Genomic DNA, 18,589 nt, shown 5'->3' on the forward strand with positions numbered 1-18,589 from the left:
ATATTGCAGGACCATTATCTGTTACACCAGATGATGCAGCCTGGACATTAACAGTCTATATTGCAGCCAATGCAATAATTCTACCCGTTACAGGCTTTTTTTCTCAAAAGTTTGGTAGAAAAAATTTTTTTCTTTTTAATGTTATTGCTTTTACTGTATCTTCATTTTTATGCGGTATTGCTCCAAATCTAGACCTTTTGCTATTATTTAGAGCGCTTCAAGGTTTTAGTGGTGGCACACTTCAGCCATTATCTCAGGCAATACTTATGGAGAGTTTTCCTATTGAAAAACGCACGCAAGCAATGAGCATCTTTTCTATAGGTGTTGTATTTGCACCAATTTTGGGACCTTTGCTTGGAGGCTATATTGTAAATAATTACGATTGGCGCTGGATGTTTTTAATTAATGTTCCATTTGGTATTTTAGCTACCATAATGATAATTTTGTTTATATTTGATCCGAATTATGCTAAAGCTAAGAAAGAATTAAAAATAGACTATACTGCCTTAAGTTTTTTAGTACTTGGCATTGGTTCACTACAAACAATGTTAGATAGAGGCCAGGAGTATAATTGGTTTAATTCTAATTTTATTGTAGTGCTTGGATTGATGAGTTTCTTTTTTATATCAATGTTTTTAATTAAAAATTACTTTTCAAAAACACCGCTTATTAGAATGTATCTGCTAAAAGATAAAAATTATGCATTTAGTGCAATTGCAATGTTTTTTCTGGGTTTTTTGTTTTTTACCACAGTAGCTTTACTGCCAAATTTAGTACAAACACTGTTAAAGTATGATGCCTATACTGCAGGCCTTATAATGATGCCAGGTGGTATTGCAAGCCTGGTTGTAATTGTTATTCTTGGACGGTTTTCTACTAAAATTAATCAAAAGATAGCTATTTTTATAGGTAGTCTGGTAGTGTTTTATGCGCTTTATCTAATGGAGCAGATAAACCTGAGCGCATCGCCGTACTTTATAACACTAGGGAGAGTTATAATAGGCTTTGGCTTGCCTTTGATTTTTATACCTATAAATGTGCTTGCATTTAATTTTTTAAAAAAGGAAGATATGAATGAAGCGAGCAGCGTTATTAACTTTACAAGAAATATAGGCGGAAGCTTTGGAATATCGTTTATGATTGATACATTTGTGCAAAGAAGATGGGAATTTCATAGAGATGCATTGGTATCGCACATAAATAATGCTAATCCAATTTTCAATAATCTATTTGAAAAGATGAGACTTTACCTGGTGGATAGGGGATTTTCTTTTGCAGACTCATACCACAAAGCTATTGCTTTGGCAAATAATACACTCAATGCGCAAAGTTTGATAATGTCATACCAGGATGCATTTCATGTGATGATGTGGATGTCTTTGATATTTATAGTATTTTTACCATTTATTAAACGTGTAAAAAATAAGGCCACCACTTCAGTTAATCTTGATATGTAGCAAATAAACTTAAAACTTTAACAATGTAAATGTCAAAATAGTTTGATAAATTTTTTTATTGGTATATAATAGCAGTAAATTTTTTTGGAGGAAGATGAATGTTAAGTTTTTTTAGAAAGCATAGAAAGTATTTTTTTGTAGTGCTTGTTCTTGCTACATTGAGTTTTGTGGCAGGTGGTGCATACCTTTATGTGTCTGGACCATTTAAAACGGGTCAAGATGTGGCAATTAAAGTAGGATCTACTAAAATTTCTACACAAGAGTATTTAAACACTTACAATCAGCTTTATAGTTTTTACTCAAACTTGCTTGCGCAGATGAAAGGTGGAAATGTGACAGAGCAAGATATAAAAAATCTGCACTTAAAGCAAAAAACGGCTGATTTACTCATAGACAAAATATTGTTATTGAAAGAAGCAAAAAGGGAAGGTATAGATGTTACAAAAGCGGATATTGAAAAAAGTATAGAAAAAAACCCTGTATTTGCAGAAAATGGAAAATTTTCCAAAGACAAATATTTGCTTGTTTTAAGAGAAAATCATTTAAAGCCTGCTGAATTTGAAACATCTATTAAAAATGATTTGTATATAGAGAAACTTAAGGATTCAATGGCAAAAAAAATTAATATTACAGATGAAATGGCAAAAAAATACTTTATAGATAATTTTTCAAATATAAATTTGTCTTACATTGATTTTAATACAAATGCATATGAGAAAAAAGTTTCTTATGATGACAAAGATTTAAAGGAATATTACAATAAAAATAAACAAGAATTTATGGAACCTGCTATGGTTAATATAAAATACGCCATAATTGACGCTACCTACTTAGCTCCAAAAGAAAAACCTACAGAGCAAGAGGTGAAAAGTTTTTATGACACGCATCAACAAAATTTTCAAATGCCGGAATTGTACGAGCTTGCTCACATATTAATAAAGCCAAATGGCAATTCAAAACAGGATTTAGAACAAGCTAAAAATCAGGCAGAGGAAATTTATAAGCAGCTCACGCCGCAAAATTTCGAACAGCTAGCAAAGAAGTATTCAGATGATAAGTATAGTAAGTCAAAAGGTGGTGTATTGGGTTGGCTATACCAATCACAATTTAAACAAGATAGTTCTTTTGCAAAAGTAGCGTTTAGTCTTAAAAAAGGTGAAATTTCCAAACCGTTTGAAACTCAAATGGGTTATGAAATAGTGTATTTGATGAATACAAAACCAGCACAGACTGTAAGTTTTGCTGAAGCAAAACCATATATTACTCAAATTTTGCAAGTGCAAAAAGCGCAAGATAATTTATTTAGAGAAAGCAAAAAAATTGCTCTTATGATTAAAAATCCGCAAGATTTTGATAAGGTTTGCAAACAAGAAGGATTAAATGTTCAACAAACTGGTTTGGTGGCAATAAATTCAAATGCATTGCCTCAAAATATACTTCAAAAAGCTTATGAGTCCACAACCAATACACTGCTTGGTCCTGAAGAGATAAAAATAAATAATACTTCTGCATATTTGATTTATGAAACTGTGCAAAAAAAGGAACCTTACTTGCCGGATTTTGAAAAAGCAAAAAATAAAGTTGCAATAGCCTATGCCAAGTATAAAGCTGCTCAATTAGCAAAAGAAAACTTTAACAAAGCTATTGCTCAAAAACCTTATGATTTACAGAAAATAGCTACTGAGTATGGATTAAGTATTAAAAACACTGGCAGTTTTTCAAAAATGAATCCTGACTCTAACTTTGCTTGCTTTAATAAACCAGAAAATATTGATTTTATCTTTAGGCAAAATAAAGGTTTTAGCGGTTTTTGTAGCGCAAATGGTGATAATTACATTTATAAAATTACAGATAAAAATGCAGATATGAACACTTACGAACAGTACAAAAATCAACTTAAAGCGCAGCTTAAAGATGAAGAAGTAAACAAGACACTTGATAGTTTATTAAAGACTCTAAAAGCAAATACAAAAATTGTAATAAATCCTCAAATTGTAAATGAAAGCTCCAATCAATAAAATTGTTGAGACACTTAGAGAAATTTACCCTTCCTTGCAAGAGCCTATTGTTACAGAGGTTGCAAGAGAGGGTAACCCTTTTTTTGTTTTGATATCTACCATACTGAGTTTGCGCACAAAAGATAAAACAACAAAAGAAGCTACTCAAAGGCTATTAAGTGTAGCAAAAACGCCAAATGAAATGCTTAAATTAACGCAAGAGCAAATTGCAAAACTTATTTACCCTGTAGGCTTTTATAATGTCAAAGCAAAAAACATACTTGAAGTATGTAAAATTCTTATAGAAAAGTACAATTCTAAAGTGCCAGATAGTCTTGAAGATTTGCTTAGTTTGCCAAATGTAGGAAGAAAAACGGCAAATCTTGTTTTATCAAAAGGTTTTAATATCCCTGCAATTTGTGTGGATATTCATGTTCATAGAATTTCAAATAGATTAGGAATTGTAAAAACAAAAACACCAGTTCAAACAGAATTTGAACTTATGAAAGTGTTGCCAAAAAAGTACTGGATTGAGTATAACGATTTGCTTGTGCCTTTTGGTCAAAATATATGCACGCCAATATCGCCATTTTGCTCAAAGTGCAAGTTAAGTTTTATATGTCCTAAAATTGGCGTTAAAAGCTCAAGATGAGTTACATTGAAACGCTTAAAAATTGTGCTAAAGATAAAAAAAGAGGCTCGCTTGATATAGCTTTAGATATTATTGAAGCAAGTTTTGCGCTTGCAAACTTAAATGAAAACAAAAAACTAATTGTATTATTGAAAGAAATAATAAAAAAGCAGCCTTCGATGGCTCTTGTTATAAATGTGTGTTTTAAAATAATAGATTTGTTAAAAAAAGATGAAATCCAAAAGATAGCTTTTTTAAAACAAGATTTACTTGACTTTATACAAGAATCTACACTAAAAGCCTCAAAATTTTTAGATGGAAAATCTATATGTACAATTTCCTACTCAAAAGAGGTTTTTTTAAGTATTGCAAAATCTTTGTGCAAAACTGTTTATATTGGTATAGGTCATCCAAAAAAGGAAGGTGAAGCTTTTGCTTTAGATTTGAAAAAAATCGGTAAGAATGTTGTGGTATTTGAAGATAATAATTACTTATTTGGTGCCAAAATGTGTGATGTATTTTTAAGTGGTGCAGATGCTTTGTTTGATGATTTTTTTATAAATAAATCGCAAACCTTTTGTTTATGTTTACTGGCAAGATACTTTAAAAAGCCTTTTTATGTAATAGCAAACAAATACAAATATTTACCAGATAAGCTAAAAAATTACTATAAAATTTTACAAATGCCAAAATCTGAGGTTACAAAAAAAGATTTAGATACATATAATGTATATTTTGAAGAAATACCTTTAGAATTTGTTACTTTAATAGGGGGTTAAAATTGGAGTTTTTATTTGGACCGGTGCCATCAAGAAGGTTAGGTTTAAGCCTTGGGATAAATATAATACCTCACAAAACCTGCAATTATAATTGTGTGTATTGTGAAGTAGGAAAAACCACTAATTTGACAAACAAAAGGCAATCGTTTTACAATATTGAAGATATAAAAAAAGATTTTGTTGAGCATATAGATAAAGTAGGAAAATTTGATTTTATAACCTTTTCTGGTAGTGGCGAACCTACTTTAAACAAAGATTTAGGGGAGCTTATAAAGTTTGTAAAAAGCTTTAATAAAGCAAAAATTGCTGTTTTGACAAATGGCAGTTTGCTTTATGATCAGGAAGTAAGGCGAGAGCTTTATGAAGCCGATGTTGTAATACCAAGTTTGGATGCAGCCATAGAATCCACTTTTAAACGTATCAATCAACCACATAAAGAACTTAACTTAAAAAATATTATAGAAGGTTTAAAATTGTTTACTCAAGAATTTAGCGGGGAAGTGTGGCTTGAAATTGTTTTCGCAAAAGGTATAAATGACAAAAAACAGGATATTGAAGCGCTAATTAAAGCTATTGAGTATATTAAGCCAAAAAAAGTACAAATAGGTACAATTGAAAGACCTCCAGCATTCAATAGTATACAAAAACTATCAAACGATGAGCTGATGAGTATTTATATGGCTTTAAAAGACTACAATGTTGAGCTTATAAAACCATTTGCAGATAAAAATATTAACTTTGATGAATTTTTAGAAAAATCTGTAATAAAAATGATAAGCATAAGGCCATGCTCAATAGAAGAGCTTTCAGATGTATTTGATGCTAAAAATGAAGATGTTGATAATATAGTTACGAAGTTGATTAATGAAAAAAAAGCTTTTAAGAAAATATTTGGCAATAAGGAATTTATAAGTGCAAGGGAATAGGAATGAATCAAGCTGTTACTGAATACAAAAAAGAATCGAAAAAATTTATAAATAGATTGCTTATCGCTTCTACTTTTATTAATTTGGCTTTAACTATAATAAAATATGAACTTGGTAATTGGATTGGAAATGTTGCCCTTCAGGCAGATGCACTTCATTCGGCTTTAGATGTACTTTCGAGTGTTATTGTTTTTAGTGCAATGTTTTTTTCGTACATAAAAAGTGAAAAATTTCCATTTGGCTTATATAAGTTAGAAAATATAGCTTCAAGTCTAGTATCTTTACTAATTATACTTACAGCATTTGAAATAGGCTATAGTTTATTTGAAAAACACGAAGTTTTGCATGTTAGTGTTTTTAAACAATTTATTACAGCCGGAATTCTTTTTTTAATTGTAGTGTTGATGTTTTTATATAGTAGGTATGAAAAGAAAATAGGTATAAAATACTCATCGAGTGGTATTGTTTCAGATGCAGAGCATATAAAGAGTGATTTATTTTCGATTTTCATAATAATTTGCAGTATAATTTTTTCTATATATGGATTAAATATAGATAAGTATGTAGCTATAATTATTGTTATTATGATTCTTCATTCTGGTTTTGAACTGTTTAAAAATTCGATACTTGCATTGCTTGATATAAACATTGACAAAAAAACTATTGAAGATATCAGGCAGGAAATCTCTCAATTTGACCATGTCAACGAAATTACATCTATTAAAGGCAGAAAGAGTGGGCGATTTATGCTTCTGGAAATTATTGCAAAATTTGATATAGCTAGCTTTGAAGATGCGCATAGACTTTCAAATGATATAGAAAGACGCATCTATGAAAAATTTCCTAACGTCGACAATGTTATTGTTCACTATGAGCCAATTGAAAAAAAGATTGTAAAAATATGCATACCTCAAACAAAAAACGAACAGATATCAGAAGATTTCAGCAACAGCAGTTCTTTTTTGATTATAGATTATGATTTATCAAGACAAAAAATTTTAAATAAATATCAAAAACAAAATGACTTTTTAGAATTAAAAGAAAAAAAAGGTATACAAATAGCTTTATTTTTAGTCAAAGAAGGTGTAGATATTATTGTATCTACAGACCATATTGTAAATAGTGGACCATACTTTGTTTTTAAGACAAATAATAAAAAATTTTATATAGTTAAAGAAACAAAAATTGACAGCATAGATGATCTTTTAAAAGATATATCAAACAAAATATATGGTAAACATACGCTGGAGGAATAGACATGATAATTATTGGTTCAGATCACGCTGGTTTTGCTATGAAAGAGCTCATCAAAGAATATTTAACAGGATTGAATTATGTTGTAGAAGATATTGGCACTTTTAATGAAGATTCGGTAGACTACCCAGATTTTGCAAAAAAAGTTGCAAAAAAAGTTCAAAATAGTGATAATTATGGTATACTAATATGTGGTACTGGTATTGGTATGAGTATTAGTGCAAATCGCTTTATAGGCGTAAGATGTGCATTATGTCATGATGCTTATACGGCAGAATTTGCACGCAAGCACAACAATGCAAATATTTTAGCTTTTGGAGGAAGGACTACAGGTCTTGAGATAGCAAAACAAATGGTGTATATTTTTTTAAACACGTCTTTTGAAGGCGGAAGGCATCAAAGGCGTGTAAATAAAATTGATACGGAAGGTGAAGAATGAATCTAAAAGACTCATTAAAAGACGCTGACATTGAACTTTTTGAGGCTATAGAAAAGGAAAAACAAAGACAAAATTTTTCTCTTGAAATGATTGCAAGCGAAAATTTTGTTTCAAGGGCAGTTTTGGAGGCACAGGGTTCAGTTTTAACAAATAAATATGCAGAAGGGTATCCAGCAAAACGTTATTACGGTGGGTGTGAATTTGTTGATATTGCAGAACAGCTTGCAATTGATAGGGCAAAAAAATTATTTGACGCAGAGTATGTAAATGTCCAACCACATTCTGGGTCGCAGGCTAACATGGCAATTTATATGGCTGCACTTCAGCCAGGCGATAGGATTCTTGGTATGGACTTATCCAATGGTGGACACCTTACTCATGGTTCTAAAGCTAATTTTTCCGGGAAATTGTACCTTACATTTGGATATGGTGTAAATCCTGAAACTGGTAGAATTGATTATGATGAAGTAGCTCAAATAGTTGATGAGTTTAAACCAAAACTCATTGTGTGCGGTGCAAGTGCTTATCCAAGGGAAATTGACTTTAAGAAATTTAGGGAAATTGCAGATAGAGTAGAGGCTTATGTTTTAGCAGATATTGCTCATATTGCAGGACTTATAGCAACAGGTTTGCATCAAAGTCCTATTCCTTTTTGTGAGTTTGTTACAACAACTACACATAAAACTCTAAGGGGCCCTCGAGGTGGCATGATAATGTCTAAGGAGTTTTTTGGCAAAGCTATAGATAAAACTATTTTTCCTGGTATTCAAGGTGGACCGCTAATGCATGTCATAGCAGCAAAAGCAGTTTGCTTTAAAGAGGCGTTAAGCCCAGAGTTTGTTGAGTATCAAAAACAAATTGTAAGAAACTCTAAAAAACTTGCTCAAGTGTTAATGCATAGCGGATTTAAACTTGTATCAGACGGTACAGATAATCATATGATACTTGTCGATCTTACAAATAAAAATATTACAGGCAAAGAAGCCGAAGAAGCTTTAGGGCGAGTAGGTATAACAGTTAACAAGAACACAGTCCCAGGCGAAACTAGAAGTCCATTTATAGCAAGCGGTATTAGAATAGGTACACCAGCTCTAACCACTCGTGGCATAAAAGAACAAGAAATAGAAACCATAGGTCAATTAATTGCAGATACACTTAACAATATTGATAATGGTAAAGTTTACAATAATGTACGACAAGAGGTGAGAAAACTCTGCGAAAAATTTCCTTTGCATTATTAATAGGTCTTTTGTGTGAACTATTATTTTCTTATAAAGTTTTTGCACTAAATATTGATTTAAAAAAAATAGATGGGGTAGAGAGTTTTGTTATTTCCAATTTAGATGCAAACTATAAAATTAGCACACAAAAAAAATTTGTAAAGATTCAAATTTTGGGCAAGAAAGCTAAAAACCAATTTTATAAACAATTAAATAATAATTATTTTGATTTTATTAGTTTATTTAATGTATTAAACCATGTCGACATTGTTATTAGCGCAAAAGATGGTTATGAGATTGTATCAAAAAAAGAACAAAATACTTTGATTATACAGCCAAAAAAAACAATGCAAGAAAAACAAACCACATTGCAACAAAATTATGTCGATAGTTCTTTATTTGTTAAGCCAAACTTTAATATTGACTTAATTCAGACTAAGCCTACCGCTCAAAATATATTTTTTTCTGGTTTAGGGGCATATTCTCAAAAAAACTATCAGGCGGCCATACCTGAGTTTATTAAGCTAACAAACAATTCAAATAATGAATTTTTTTTAAACGCGTTGTATTTATTGGCATCAAGCTATGAAAAACTTGGTGATTATGACAAATCCATAAAAATTTACCACGAAATTCTCAATTATTCTTTAGAACTTGATGCACCTGGCAAGATTATGTACAAGATAGCAAAAATTTACAAGAAACAAAACGATAGTCGCTACTTAGATATATTAAAAAAATTAGTAGAAGAATATCCATATAGCGATTATGCAGATAAAGCAAAATTTGAGTTAGGTGATGCTTTTTTTAAAGATAAAAATTACAATAAGGCAGTACTTTATTACTCTTCTATAACAAAAGAAAATTCTCTATATAAAATAGGCATGCTAAGGGCTGGATATATTTTTTATTTGGAACAAAATTATCCTCAAGCGGCGTACTTGTTTTATTTAGTGAATTTTAATAATCTTGATATTAAAAATAACGAAAAATATATAGCATCAGCCGCGTATGTATTTTGTCGAATGAAAGATTTTAAAAGTGCAAACAGTGTATTTTCTTTTATAAAAAATACACAATCGCCTGATTTTTATATTGCAAAAGCAGAATGTGATTTCATGGAAAATAAACCTCAAGCTGCACAAAATACAGTCAATGAAGCTATAAAAGCTTTTCCTAATAACGATCAGGTTAAGATGGAAAAAGCTAAAATTGATCTTTTGACAAAAAGCTTAAGTGAGAAAGAAATAGAAAACATAGCAAATCAATATAAAAATAACAATGAAATCTCGCCTTTGGCATTATGGAGCTTAGCAAGAATATACTATAATCAAAAAGATTACCTAAAAGTGCTTAACCTTTACTCTAAAATAATCAATTCATCTTCCAGTATTTTAGATAATTTTAAAAATTTAGCTCAAGACAGTTTAAATAAATATGCAAGCGAAAGTGCTCAAAATCTAAACGAAAAATCTATGTATAATGCTGTTAAATTGTCTAAAAACTTGAAATTAAATTTAAACTCATGCAATCTAGCCAGAGGTTTTATGTACCTGGGTCAGTATGCTTACGCTTTTGATTCACTAGACAAAGTTTCTGAGTGCTATAGAATTATAAAAGCCAATTATGAAATACAAAAAGGCAATATAAAAAATGCTATGCAAAATTTGAATTCAATTAAAGATCAAGATTACATAAACATGATATTTGCAAGAATATCTTATGCAAATGGAGACTATAACAAATCTAAAGCTTTTTTTGAGAAATGTTTAAAATCGAAAGACGAGCTTTTAAAACAATTTGCACAACTACAAATAGCAAAAATCAACATTGATCAAAATGTACAAAGCAAACCGATTAATGATAAAAATTTTAAAGCTGTATTTTTAAGAGAAAGTGAATTTTTAAACGGTTTGTATTATTTTAACAAGAAAGATTATACAAACGCACTAAAGAATCTTGAAAAAGTAGAAAATTATAAAAAATATAGCGAACAAGCATATTTTTACGAAACGTTATGTTTGATTAATATGGGTCAAAAATCTTTGGCTTTAAAGAAGTTGTCGATCTTAGAGCATAATTATCCCGACTCAACTCTATCAAAAAAATTAAAGATTTTACTACAATGAATAAAAATTTAGAAAACCTAGAATATGTGTTTGAAAAGCTTATAGAAACAACACAAAACCTTGAAACAACTCATGAGTTACTAAAGCAAAAAATTTCGTTTTTAGAAGATAAACTTGAAAATAACAGAAACTATTTAGAAAATATCTTAAATAGCATAACTAATGGTGTTTGCACAATTGATACAAATACTAATATTAGCCTTTTAAACCCAGCAGCAAGGAAGATACTTGATGTTGAAAATTATGAGAAAATGAAATTGAAAGATTTATTTAATATCAAGGCAACTAGTATTGATGAAGTGTTAAATTATTGTATATCTCATGAGGTCCACGATATTTTTATTGGCCCAAATAAACACATAAAACTGAAGATTAATGCTTCTTGTGTATTTGACAAAAATAATGTTATTGGTGCAGTTCTTGTTTTTGAAGATATAACGAAATTGGAGACATTAAAGCTTGAAAACAAACAAAAAGAAAAACTCGCTACGCTTGGACAAATGGCCGCAGGCATTGCACATGATATTAGAAACCCTCTGGCTAGTATTCAATTATTTACTTCACTTTTGGATGAAGATGGTGTACCAGATAAAAAAGAAATTATTAAAAATATAAATACAAATATTCAACGCATTGATGAGATTGTAACGAATACTTTACTGATAGCAAAAAAAGTTATTGCAAAAAAAGAACCAATCAAAGTAGATGAGCTTATTGAACAAATAGAAAAAGAAATTATAAACAAATTGGTTTCTTTTAATGTATCTTTTAGAAAGGATGTTGAACAAGCAGTGATAATGTCAGACAGAAATTTACTTAGAAGTATCATTACAAATTTACTAACAAACGCTATTGAAGCAGCTAAAACTACAGTAGATTTAAAAATAAATTGTTTTAAAAATCTACTGATAATTATTATTAAAGATGATGGTTGTAATTTAAAAGATACGAGTATGATATTTGAACCTTTTTTTTCTGAAAAACAATTGGGTGTAGGGCTTGGACTTTTTATTGTCAAGAAGGCAGTTGAAGCATTAAATGGTAAAATAACAGTATTGAACATAAAGAAAACTATATTTATCGTGAGAATTAATGTTTAGCATAATAAAATGGCTAAAAATTTTATTTTATATGTTTTTTTATTACATTACACAAAAAGATATAAAAAATGCGGCGAAGCTATTTGCAAAAAAAAGTATTAATATTTGTAAAGCTCAAATAGCTTCAAGCCAAACAAGTACAAATTCAAAAAATTTTGTAATAATGGCAACACATAAAAGTTACTTTGATATTTTTTGCATTGAATATCTTTTTTTCAACACTCACATTATTTGGTTTGCAAAAAAAGAATTGTTTCATATACCGATTTTTGGTCATATATTAAAAAAAACAGGAGCTTTGAGCATTGACAGAGGTTCAACTATTAAATCAGCTTTAGCACTTAGAAAATTATTAAAAGAGAGAAAAGATAACGTTGCTTTTGCAATTTTTCCATACGGAACAAGAAAACACATTAAGGCTTTTAAAAGTGGTGGAATATATTTTGCGAAAAAGCTGAAATTACCTATAATACCAGTAAAGATAGAAGGCAGCGAAAATGTTATGCCCCCTGGAAAAATAACTATACAAGAAAATCAAAAGGTTAAGATCAAAATTTATGATAAAATTAACCCAGATTTAGAGGTTGATAAAATAGAATCTACATTGAAAAAACTTATATGAAAAAGCTGTTTTTTTTGGTTATTTTTTTGGTTAGCTTTTATATGCAAAGTTGCTCTTATATTCCATTTGTAAGCTCAACGCCTTCTATACACCCTATGAAATCTGTTAATGTTGGATATACAGAGGAAGGGTTAGCTTCGTGGTATGGTCCAAAATTCCAAGGTCAGCTTACTGCAAGCGGAGAAATTTTTGATATGTATAAATTGACTGCAGCAAGTAGAACATTGCCACTTGACGTATATGCAAGAGTAACTAATTTAAATAACAATTATTCGACAGTGGTAAAGATTAATGATAGAGGTCCATTTGTGCAAAACCGTATATTAGATTTATCGTATGAAGCAGCAAAGCAACTTGGTATGTTACAGGCAGGTGTTGTACCTGTTAGAATAACAGTTGTTTCGCCAAATTATTATTTATTGGCGGCAAATGAGAAATTTACAATTCAAGTTGGTGCATTTACTGATTTTAAAAATGCTTTTAATTACAGAAATTATTTATCTTCATATTTTAAAACGGTTTATATAAGTAGTTTCTTTGATGGTAAAGTAACTTATTACAGAGTAAGGGTAGGCATATTTGACAATCAGCAACAAGCACAAATTTATGCTCAAAACGCAGTAAGTCCGATAGTGAAGAATTATTTTATTGTAGCAAAAGATTAATTATTTTTCTAAAAAGTAGATCCTTCGTTTTACTCAGGATGACATATTAATTACAACAATTTCAGATTTAGAAAAAATTCTAAATGGTGGCCCCCATGTGCCAACGCCACTGCTTACAATCAAATGCGAACCATTTATTTTAAAGTATCCAAAATCTCTATTGTGATAAAATGCTTTTGTTATAAGTGTAAATGGAAACATTTGACCAGCATGCGTATGTCCGCATAAAGCTAAATCAAACAAATTAAAATCTTTTTCTTTTATTAAAGGTCTGTGTTTGACGAAAATAATAAATGTTTTTTTATCGCAATTGTTTAAAATATCGGAGTTTTCTTTATCTGTTATAGTTTCATCATCTATGCCTGCTATGCTTAAGAAATCATTAATTTTAATACATTTGTTTCTCAAAAGAAAAAAATCTACTTTTTCAAGTTGCGCTTGGCAGTTATTTATTCCTCTATAAAACTCATGGTTGCCAAGTACTGCAAATTTACGCATGGGAGCTTTAATTGTATTTAGTGGTTGAATATTATGTTCTATGCCATCACTTGATGAGTCAATAATATCCCCGCCTGTTATAACAATATCTGGTTTTAAATTGTTTATTGTTTTTGAGACTTTATTAACATATTTATTATTTATCATCAGCCCGGCATGTAAATCGGAAAAAAATACAATACGTGTAGGCTTTTGAATTTTTGTAGATTTTATTACTATTGTTCTAATATTTACCTTTTGAGCATTAATATATCCAAAGCATAAAAAAGCTAAACTTAAAATACATGCAAATGTAAAATTTATTTGTTTGACTAAAAAGGGTTTGTAGATAAAACCAAATAAAAATGCAACTAATGAAAAAAATACAAATAATATTAAAAAACCCGTCCAGTAAAAACTGATATGTGCAAGGAAACTTGCAATTCGAGTTTCAAATTCTTCAATTTTTCTTATTATAAAAAGCGAGAATATCATGTATATCAAAATTATAAAAATAACTGAGTTTATATAAGAATTTTTAAAAATTGAAGCAAAAAGCCAGCCAAAATATACATTAAATAAACCGTATATGGTTAAAAATACGACAAAAAAATAACTCAATTTTAAATTCGCACGTTTATATTGTTTTGTAATAAGTATTTTTTGGTTTCCTGAATCGAAACTTCTCCAAAATGAAATATTGATGCAGCTAGTGCAGCGTCTGCTCCAATTTCAAAAACCTGTTTTATATGTTCCATATTGCCAGCGCCACCAGAAGCTATAACAGGTATTGTTGAATTTTCACAAACAAGCTTTGTTAACTCTACATCGTATCCTTTTTTTGTGCCATCTTTGTCCATACTGGTAAGAAGTATTTCGCCTGCACCTCTTTCCTGGACTTCAATTAGCCAATCTATAACTTTTTTATTTGTGTTGACTCTGCCACCATCTATAAAAACATAAAAATCACTACCTATTTTTTTTGCATCAATGGCTACTACTATGCATTGACTTCCAAAAACTTTTACGGCTTCGTTTAAAAAATCAGGGTTTCTTGCAGCAGTTGAATTAATAGAAACTTTATCTGCTCCAGCTTTTAAAAGATTTCTAATATCATCAATGTTTCTTATACCACCACCTACGGTTAGTGGCATAAATATATTTTCGGCGCAACGTTTTACTACGTTAATCATAATTGAACGTTTTTCGTAACTTGCTGTAATATCCAAAAAAACAAGTTCGTCTGCCAATTGACTATCGTATATAATCGCCTGCTCTACAGGATCGCCTGCATCTTTTAAGTTAACAAAGTTTATACCTTTTACGACTCTGCCTTCTTTAACATCAAGGCATGGGATAATACGTTTTGCTAACATTCAATCACCTAAATCAATCATTGTGCCTACATTGTTATAAATTATTTTATCAGGAAATTCATTTGCAAGAGTACAGGTCATAGCTATTCCCGTACAATGCGATGGTCCAATAATTTTAATTTGTTGCATGGTTTTTAGAGTTTCAATGGTTTTTTCTTTTTGAAATTTACTTGCTGGTCCTAAGTGTGTACCACCAATAAAACCTATTACTTTTTTGTTAAATGTATTTGCACAGTGGTTTATGATATTAATTATACCTCTGTGTGCGCAACCAAAAACAATAAAAAGTCCTTCTTTTAAATCTAAAACTAAACTTAAATCGTCTGGTACATCATCTTTTATATGCTGACCATTTGATTCAAAAACGAAATCTTTATCAACTTCTTCAAAACCTGTTTTTAGCTCTACAAAGCCTGTTGTATAAATATTTTTACTAACTTCTTGAGGTTTTGTGCTAAATTCAAAATGCGCACCTAAATGTTCAAAAAAACTTTTGTCTTCTATGCCTATGTATCTTAATTTATCGCCTTTTTTAGAGTATCTCTTTCTAAATATTTCTGGGTGGGCTATAATTGGTGCTTTTGCATATTGCAATACATACTTCAGGCCACCTACATGGTCGTAATGGCCGTGGCTTAGCACAATTTTATCTATGTCTTGTAAATTTACCTTAAGTGTTTTTGCATTATGTATAATACAATCGCTTTGACCCGTATCAAAAAGCACATACTTACCATGTGATTCAATGAGCACACTTAAACCATGTTCTGCTTTTAAGGTGCCACCTGTGGATGTATTTTCTACAAGTGTTATTAGCTTCATAATTGTCCCCCGTGTATCTGGCTTAAATCAATTGTGCCTTCATATATCGCTTTGCCTATTATAGCGCCATTTAAACCATCTTTTTCGCATTTTTTTAAGCGCATTAGATCTTCTATGTTTTTTATGCCACCTGAAGCTATTATACCAATTGAACTTTTTTTTGCAATTTGGCCGTAAAAATTTTCATCTATCCCGCTTAGCATGCCGTCTTTTGAAATATCAGTTACAATTGCCTCACTTATACCCCAGTCCAGAGCCTGTTTGAGAAAATCTACACATTCAACTTGCGTTTCTTCTTCCCAACCTGAGATTTTTACTTTATTATTTTCTACATCAACACCTATTACAATGTATTCTAAAAAGGATTTTAAAATTTTTTCGAATTCAGCTTTATTTTTAAATGGAAGGCTTCCGATTACAATTCTTTTCACGCCTGAATCTATTATTTTTTGTGCTATATCAAAATTTCTTATTCCGCCACCAATTTCTAATTCTATATTGGAATTTTTTGCAATTTTGTAAATTATATCTAAATTATTACCCCTGTTAAATGCAGCATCTAAATCAACAATATGGATTCTTTTAAACCCAAGTGATTCAAAATACAGTGCAAACTCAATAGGGTTTTGGCTGTATTCTTTCGCGCTTTCGGCTTTACCTTTTGTTAGTCTTACTACTTTTGAATCAATTAGATCAATAGCTGGCACAACTAACATTTTTCTTCACACATGTTGCAAAAATTTTCGTAAATTTTTAAACCTGAAATTTGACTTTTTTCTGGGTGAAACTGAACACCGTAAACGTTGTTTTTTTGAACGGCACTTGTAAACGTGCAAATATAGTCTGTTTTTGCTACACGATTATCGTCTGAATCAGTAAAATACGAATGAACAAAATAAAAATAAGATTCGTTTTTAATATTGTCAAATAAGTTGCAATATTTTGTATAATGGATTGTATTCCATCCCATGTGAGGAACTTTTTGATTTATGGTTGGTGTAAATTTTATGCATGCTCCTTTAAATATGCCAAGGCCTTTGTGTATACCAAATTCGTATCCTTCTTCAAAGAGCAATTGAAATCCAACACAAATACCCAAAAAAGGTTTTTTTGATGAGATAGTTTCAAGTATAGTGTCTATTAAATTATATTTTTTTAACTTATCAAGACAATCACCGAAAGCACCTACACCCGGCAGCACGATGCCACTTGAAGACTTTATAGTTCTTAAGTCTTTAGTTAGAATAGCTTTAAATCCGACTTTCTCTATAGCTTTTGTAACGGAAGCTACATTGCCAGCATCATAATCTATAACAGCAATCATAAATCCTCTAAATCTACTAGATTTACGCCATTAAAATCTTTACCTAAGAATAACTTTCCGATCTTTGAAAAATTTTCTGGTGAATCTGTAACATAAAACTCAATTTTGTTATTACCTTTTAACATATTTTTGTCAATGGTATCAATAAGCGATGTACCAGAGTCTATTATATTAATATTTGGTAAAATATCTTGAATAATGTTTTTTATTAAAGGATAATGAGTACAGCCAAGCACAAGCGACTGAGAGTTTATGCCATCTAAATAGCGTTTTGCAACAATCTTAGTAATTTCATCATTAATAAGCCCTTCTTCTATTAGTGGTACAAACAATGGACAAGCTCTTTGTTCTATTTGAGCATTTTTATTAAACATTTTAATTGTTTTTTTGTAAGCATTGCTTTCAATTGTTGCTTTTGTACCTATTACAGCAATAGAGTCAAATTCCGAAGCCACTTTTGCTGTGGATTCAACCACACCAAATATAGGTACATCAAACACGCTTCTTAAAGTCTCAATTGCAAGGCTTGATGCAGTATTGCATGCAACAATTATGAAATCTACGCCTTTGTTTAATAAAAATCGTGTATTTTCAATAGAATACTTAATAATAGTTTCTTTTGATTTGCTACCATAAGGAACTCTTGCCGTATCGCCAAGATATATTATGTCGCTGTAGAAATATTCAATTAGTGGTTTTATTACAGTTAAACCTCCAACACCAGAATCAAAAACGCCAATCATAATACACCATTTATAATTTTGGCTAAAAAAAAGTTCCCATCTGTTAAAAAGTTATTTATGCAAGCAAAATCTTGAGAAACTGATAAAATTTTTTCGTCTGGTAAGCCCATCAAATATTTAATGATAACTCTATTTACACCACCATGTGCCACAATTAATATATTTTCTTCAAAATCTAAGTTTTGAAGAAAATATATTACACGATTATAAACATCAAAAAAACTTTCACCATTCGTAATTTTAAAATTAAATGGATCTTTGAGAAAATTAGATGCTTCATTGGGATATTTTTTTTCTATTTCTTGCCAACTCATTAACTCAAAAATACCAAAACTTCTTTCCCGTAATCTGTTATCGGTTTGCAATTCACAATTAGTTAAATCTTGAATAATTTTTGCTGTCCTATAGCATCTTATTAGTGGGCTTGAAAAAATTTTTTTTATACTTTTATCTTTAAAAAAATCACCAAGTTTTTGTGCTTGGATTAAACCTTTTTTGGACAAACCTACATCATTCAAACCGTTAAAAACTTTTAAAGAAGCATTTTCTACTTCTGGATGCCTTACAAAATAAAAACTTACGACTTTTTTATTAAAAAATTCCAATTTTTCCACATCTAGTATTTTAC

At 30.1% G+C, this 18,589-nt stretch carries 19 protein-coding genes; 12 read left to right on the forward strand and 7 right to left on the reverse strand.

Annotation, left to right across the window (positions count from 1 at the left end):
* The 12 genes from ACP5FO_RS04770 to ACP5FO_RS04825 form a co-directional block, all read left to right on the forward strand.
* On the forward strand, positions 1 to 1,457 hold a 1,457-nt coding region (locus ACP5FO_RS04770; protein ID WP_428157097.1), incomplete at its 5' end, for a DHA2 family efflux MFS transporter permease subunit.
* 98 nt (positions 1,458 to 1,555) lie between these two features.
* The gene (locus ACP5FO_RS04775) at positions 1,556 to 3,475 is read left to right on the forward strand and encodes a peptidylprolyl isomerase (protein ID WP_428157098.1); all 1,920 of its coding nucleotides are present in this window, start codon (positions 1,556 to 1,558) and stop codon (positions 3,473 to 3,475) included.
* Positions 3,456 to 4,106 (forward strand): endonuclease III domain-containing protein, encoded by a 651-nt coding sequence (locus ACP5FO_RS04780; protein WP_428157099.1) that lies wholly within the window; start codon positions 3,456 to 3,458, stop codon positions 4,104 to 4,106. Before ACP5FO_RS04775 ends, ACP5FO_RS04780 begins: the two co-directional genes overlap by 20 nt.
* Positions 4,103 to 4,864 (forward strand): hypothetical protein, encoded by a 762-nt coding sequence (locus ACP5FO_RS04785; protein WP_428108610.1) that lies wholly within the window; start codon positions 4,103 to 4,105, stop codon positions 4,862 to 4,864. Before ACP5FO_RS04780 ends, ACP5FO_RS04785 begins: the two co-directional genes overlap by 4 nt.
* Before the next feature lie 2 nt (positions 4,865 to 4,866).
* Entirely contained in the window at positions 4,867 to 5,790 is a 924-nt protein-coding gene (locus tag ACP5FO_RS04790) for a radical SAM protein (protein WP_428108607.1), read from the forward strand.
* Positions 5,791 to 5,792: 2 nt separating this feature from the next.
* Complete coding sequence (locus ACP5FO_RS04795; protein ID WP_428108602.1) at positions 5,793 to 7,046, forward strand: cation diffusion facilitator family transporter; 1,254 nt, start codon at positions 5,793 to 5,795, stop codon at positions 7,044 to 7,046.
* 2 nt (positions 7,047 to 7,048) lie between these two features.
* Positions 7,049 to 7,483: a ribose 5-phosphate isomerase B gene (gene rpiB, locus ACP5FO_RS04800; protein WP_428108599.1), complete on the forward strand. Its 435-nt coding sequence runs from the start codon at positions 7,049 to 7,051 to the stop codon at positions 7,481 to 7,483.
* The gene (gene glyA / locus ACP5FO_RS04805; protein WP_428108596.1) at positions 7,480 to 8,724 is read left to right on the forward strand and encodes a serine hydroxymethyltransferase; all 1,245 of its coding nucleotides are present in this window, start codon (positions 7,480 to 7,482) and stop codon (positions 8,722 to 8,724) included. Before rpiB ends, glyA begins: the two co-directional genes overlap by 4 nt.
* An 8-nt stretch (positions 8,725 to 8,732) precedes the next feature.
* On the forward strand, positions 8,733 to 10,832 hold the full coding sequence (locus ACP5FO_RS04810) for a tetratricopeptide repeat protein (protein ID WP_428157100.1): 2,100 nt from the start codon (positions 8,733 to 8,735) through the stop codon (positions 10,830 to 10,832).
* Positions 10,829 to 11,932: a sensor histidine kinase gene (locus ACP5FO_RS04815; protein WP_428157101.1), complete on the forward strand. Its 1,104-nt coding sequence runs from the start codon at positions 10,829 to 10,831 to the stop codon at positions 11,930 to 11,932. The genes ACP5FO_RS04810 and ACP5FO_RS04815 overlap by 4 nt, the downstream gene beginning before the upstream one ends.
* Entirely contained in the window at positions 11,925 to 12,554 is a 630-nt protein-coding gene (locus tag ACP5FO_RS04820) for a lysophospholipid acyltransferase family protein (protein WP_428157102.1), read from the forward strand. The genes ACP5FO_RS04815 and ACP5FO_RS04820 overlap by 8 nt, the downstream gene beginning before the upstream one ends.
* Positions 12,551 to 13,219, forward strand: a complete 669-nt coding sequence (locus ACP5FO_RS04825; RefSeq protein WP_428108584.1) for a septal ring lytic transglycosylase RlpA family protein — start codon at positions 12,551 to 12,553, stop codon at positions 13,217 to 13,219. Before ACP5FO_RS04820 ends, ACP5FO_RS04825 begins: the two co-directional genes overlap by 4 nt.
* A gap of 33 nt (positions 13,220 to 13,252) precedes the next feature.
* Here the strand turns inward: ACP5FO_RS04825 and ACP5FO_RS04830 are convergent, their stop codons facing one another.
* From ACP5FO_RS04830 to ACP5FO_RS04860, 7 genes are read right to left on the reverse strand one after another with little or no spacing between them, the layout of a single operon-like run.
* The gene (locus tag ACP5FO_RS04830) at positions 13,253 to 14,317 is read right to left on the reverse strand and encodes a metallophosphoesterase (protein ID WP_428157103.1); all 1,065 of its coding nucleotides are present in this window, start codon (positions 14,315 to 14,317) and stop codon (positions 13,253 to 13,255) included.
* 2 nt (positions 14,318 to 14,319) lie between these two features.
* Positions 14,320 to 15,072 carry an imidazole glycerol phosphate synthase subunit HisF gene (gene hisF, locus ACP5FO_RS04835; protein ID WP_428108578.1) on the reverse strand — a complete coding sequence of 251 codons (753 nt, stop codon included), beginning with the start codon at positions 15,070 to 15,072 and terminating at the stop codon, positions 14,320 to 14,322.
* Complete coding sequence (locus tag ACP5FO_RS04840; RefSeq protein WP_428157104.1) at positions 15,073 to 15,894, reverse strand: MBL fold metallo-hydrolase; 822 nt, start codon at positions 15,892 to 15,894, stop codon at positions 15,073 to 15,075.
* Entirely contained in the window at positions 15,891 to 16,610 is a 720-nt protein-coding gene (gene hisA, locus ACP5FO_RS04845) for a 1-(5-phosphoribosyl)-5-[(5-phosphoribosylamino)methylideneamino]imidazole-4-carboxamide isomerase (RefSeq protein ID WP_428157105.1), read from the reverse strand. Before hisA ends, ACP5FO_RS04840 begins: the two co-directional genes overlap by 4 nt.
* Positions 16,604 to 17,218 carry an imidazole glycerol phosphate synthase subunit HisH gene (gene hisH / locus ACP5FO_RS04850; RefSeq protein ID WP_428108569.1) on the reverse strand — a complete coding sequence of 205 codons (615 nt, stop codon included), beginning with the start codon at positions 17,216 to 17,218 and terminating at the stop codon, positions 16,604 to 16,606. Before hisH ends, hisA begins: the two co-directional genes overlap by 7 nt.
* Positions 17,215 to 17,961, reverse strand: coding sequence for a glutamate racemase (gene murI, locus ACP5FO_RS04855; protein WP_428108566.1), 747 nt, complete (start codon positions 17,959 to 17,961; stop codon positions 17,215 to 17,217). Before murI ends, hisH begins: the two co-directional genes overlap by 4 nt.
* Positions 17,958 to 18,575, reverse strand: coding sequence for a histidine phosphatase family protein (locus ACP5FO_RS04860; RefSeq protein ID WP_428108563.1), 618 nt, complete (start codon positions 18,573 to 18,575; stop codon positions 17,958 to 17,960). Before ACP5FO_RS04860 ends, murI begins: the two co-directional genes overlap by 4 nt.
* Positions 18,576 to 18,589: the final 14 nt, after the last annotated feature.

This window comes from Desulfurella sp. (assembly GCF_049977265.1).
Lineage (GTDB): Bacteria > Campylobacterota_A > Desulfurellia > Desulfurellales > Desulfurellaceae > Desulfurella.

What these genes read in the sequence shown, in the direction of transcription:
- ACP5FO_RS04775 (WP_428157098.1), top strand. Translation starts at nt 1,556, where the DNA reads ATGTTAAGTTTTTTTAGAAAGCATAGAAAGTATTTTTTTGTAGTGCTT.
- ACP5FO_RS04780 (WP_428157099.1), top strand. Translation starts at nt 3,456, where the DNA reads ATGAAAGCTCCAATCAATAAAATTGTTGAGACACTTAGAGAAATTTAC.
- ACP5FO_RS04785 (WP_428108610.1), top strand. Translation starts at nt 4,103, where the DNA reads ATGAGTTACATTGAAACGCTTAAAAATTGTGCTAAAGATAAAAAAAGA.
- ACP5FO_RS04795 (WP_428108602.1), top strand. Translation starts at nt 5,793, where the DNA reads ATGAATCAAGCTGTTACTGAATACAAAAAAGAATCGAAAAAATTTATA.
- rpiB (WP_428108599.1), top strand. Translation starts at nt 7,049, where the DNA reads ATGATAATTATTGGTTCAGATCACGCTGGTTTTGCTATGAAAGAGCTC.
- glyA (WP_428108596.1), top strand. Translation starts at nt 7,480, where the DNA reads ATGAATCTAAAAGACTCATTAAAAGACGCTGACATTGAACTTTTTGAG.
- ACP5FO_RS04815 (WP_428157101.1), top strand. Translation starts at nt 10,829, where the DNA reads ATGAATAAAAATTTAGAAAACCTAGAATATGTGTTTGAAAAGCTTATA.
- ACP5FO_RS04820 (WP_428157102.1), top strand. Translation starts at nt 11,925, where the DNA reads ATGTTTAGCATAATAAAATGGCTAAAAATTTTATTTTATATGTTTTTT.
- ACP5FO_RS04825 (WP_428108584.1), top strand. Translation starts at nt 12,551, where the DNA reads ATGAAAAAGCTGTTTTTTTTGGTTATTTTTTTGGTTAGCTTTTATATG.
- hisF (WP_428108578.1), bottom strand. Translation starts at nt 15,072, where the DNA reads ATGTTAGCAAAACGTATTATCCCATGCCTTGATGTTAAAGAAGGCAGA.
- ACP5FO_RS04840 (WP_428157104.1), bottom strand. Translation starts at nt 15,894, where the DNA reads ATGAAGCTAATAACACTTGTAGAAAATACATCCACAGGTGGCACCTTA.
- hisA (WP_428157105.1), bottom strand. Translation starts at nt 16,610, where the DNA reads ATGTTAGTTGTGCCAGCTATTGATCTAATTGATTCAAAAGTAGTAAGA.
- hisH (WP_428108569.1), bottom strand. Translation starts at nt 17,218, where the DNA reads ATGATTGCTGTTATAGATTATGATGCTGGCAATGTAGCTTCCGTTACA.
- murI (WP_428108566.1), bottom strand. Translation starts at nt 17,961, where the DNA reads ATGATTGGCGTTTTTGATTCTGGTGTTGGAGGTTTAACTGTAATAAAA.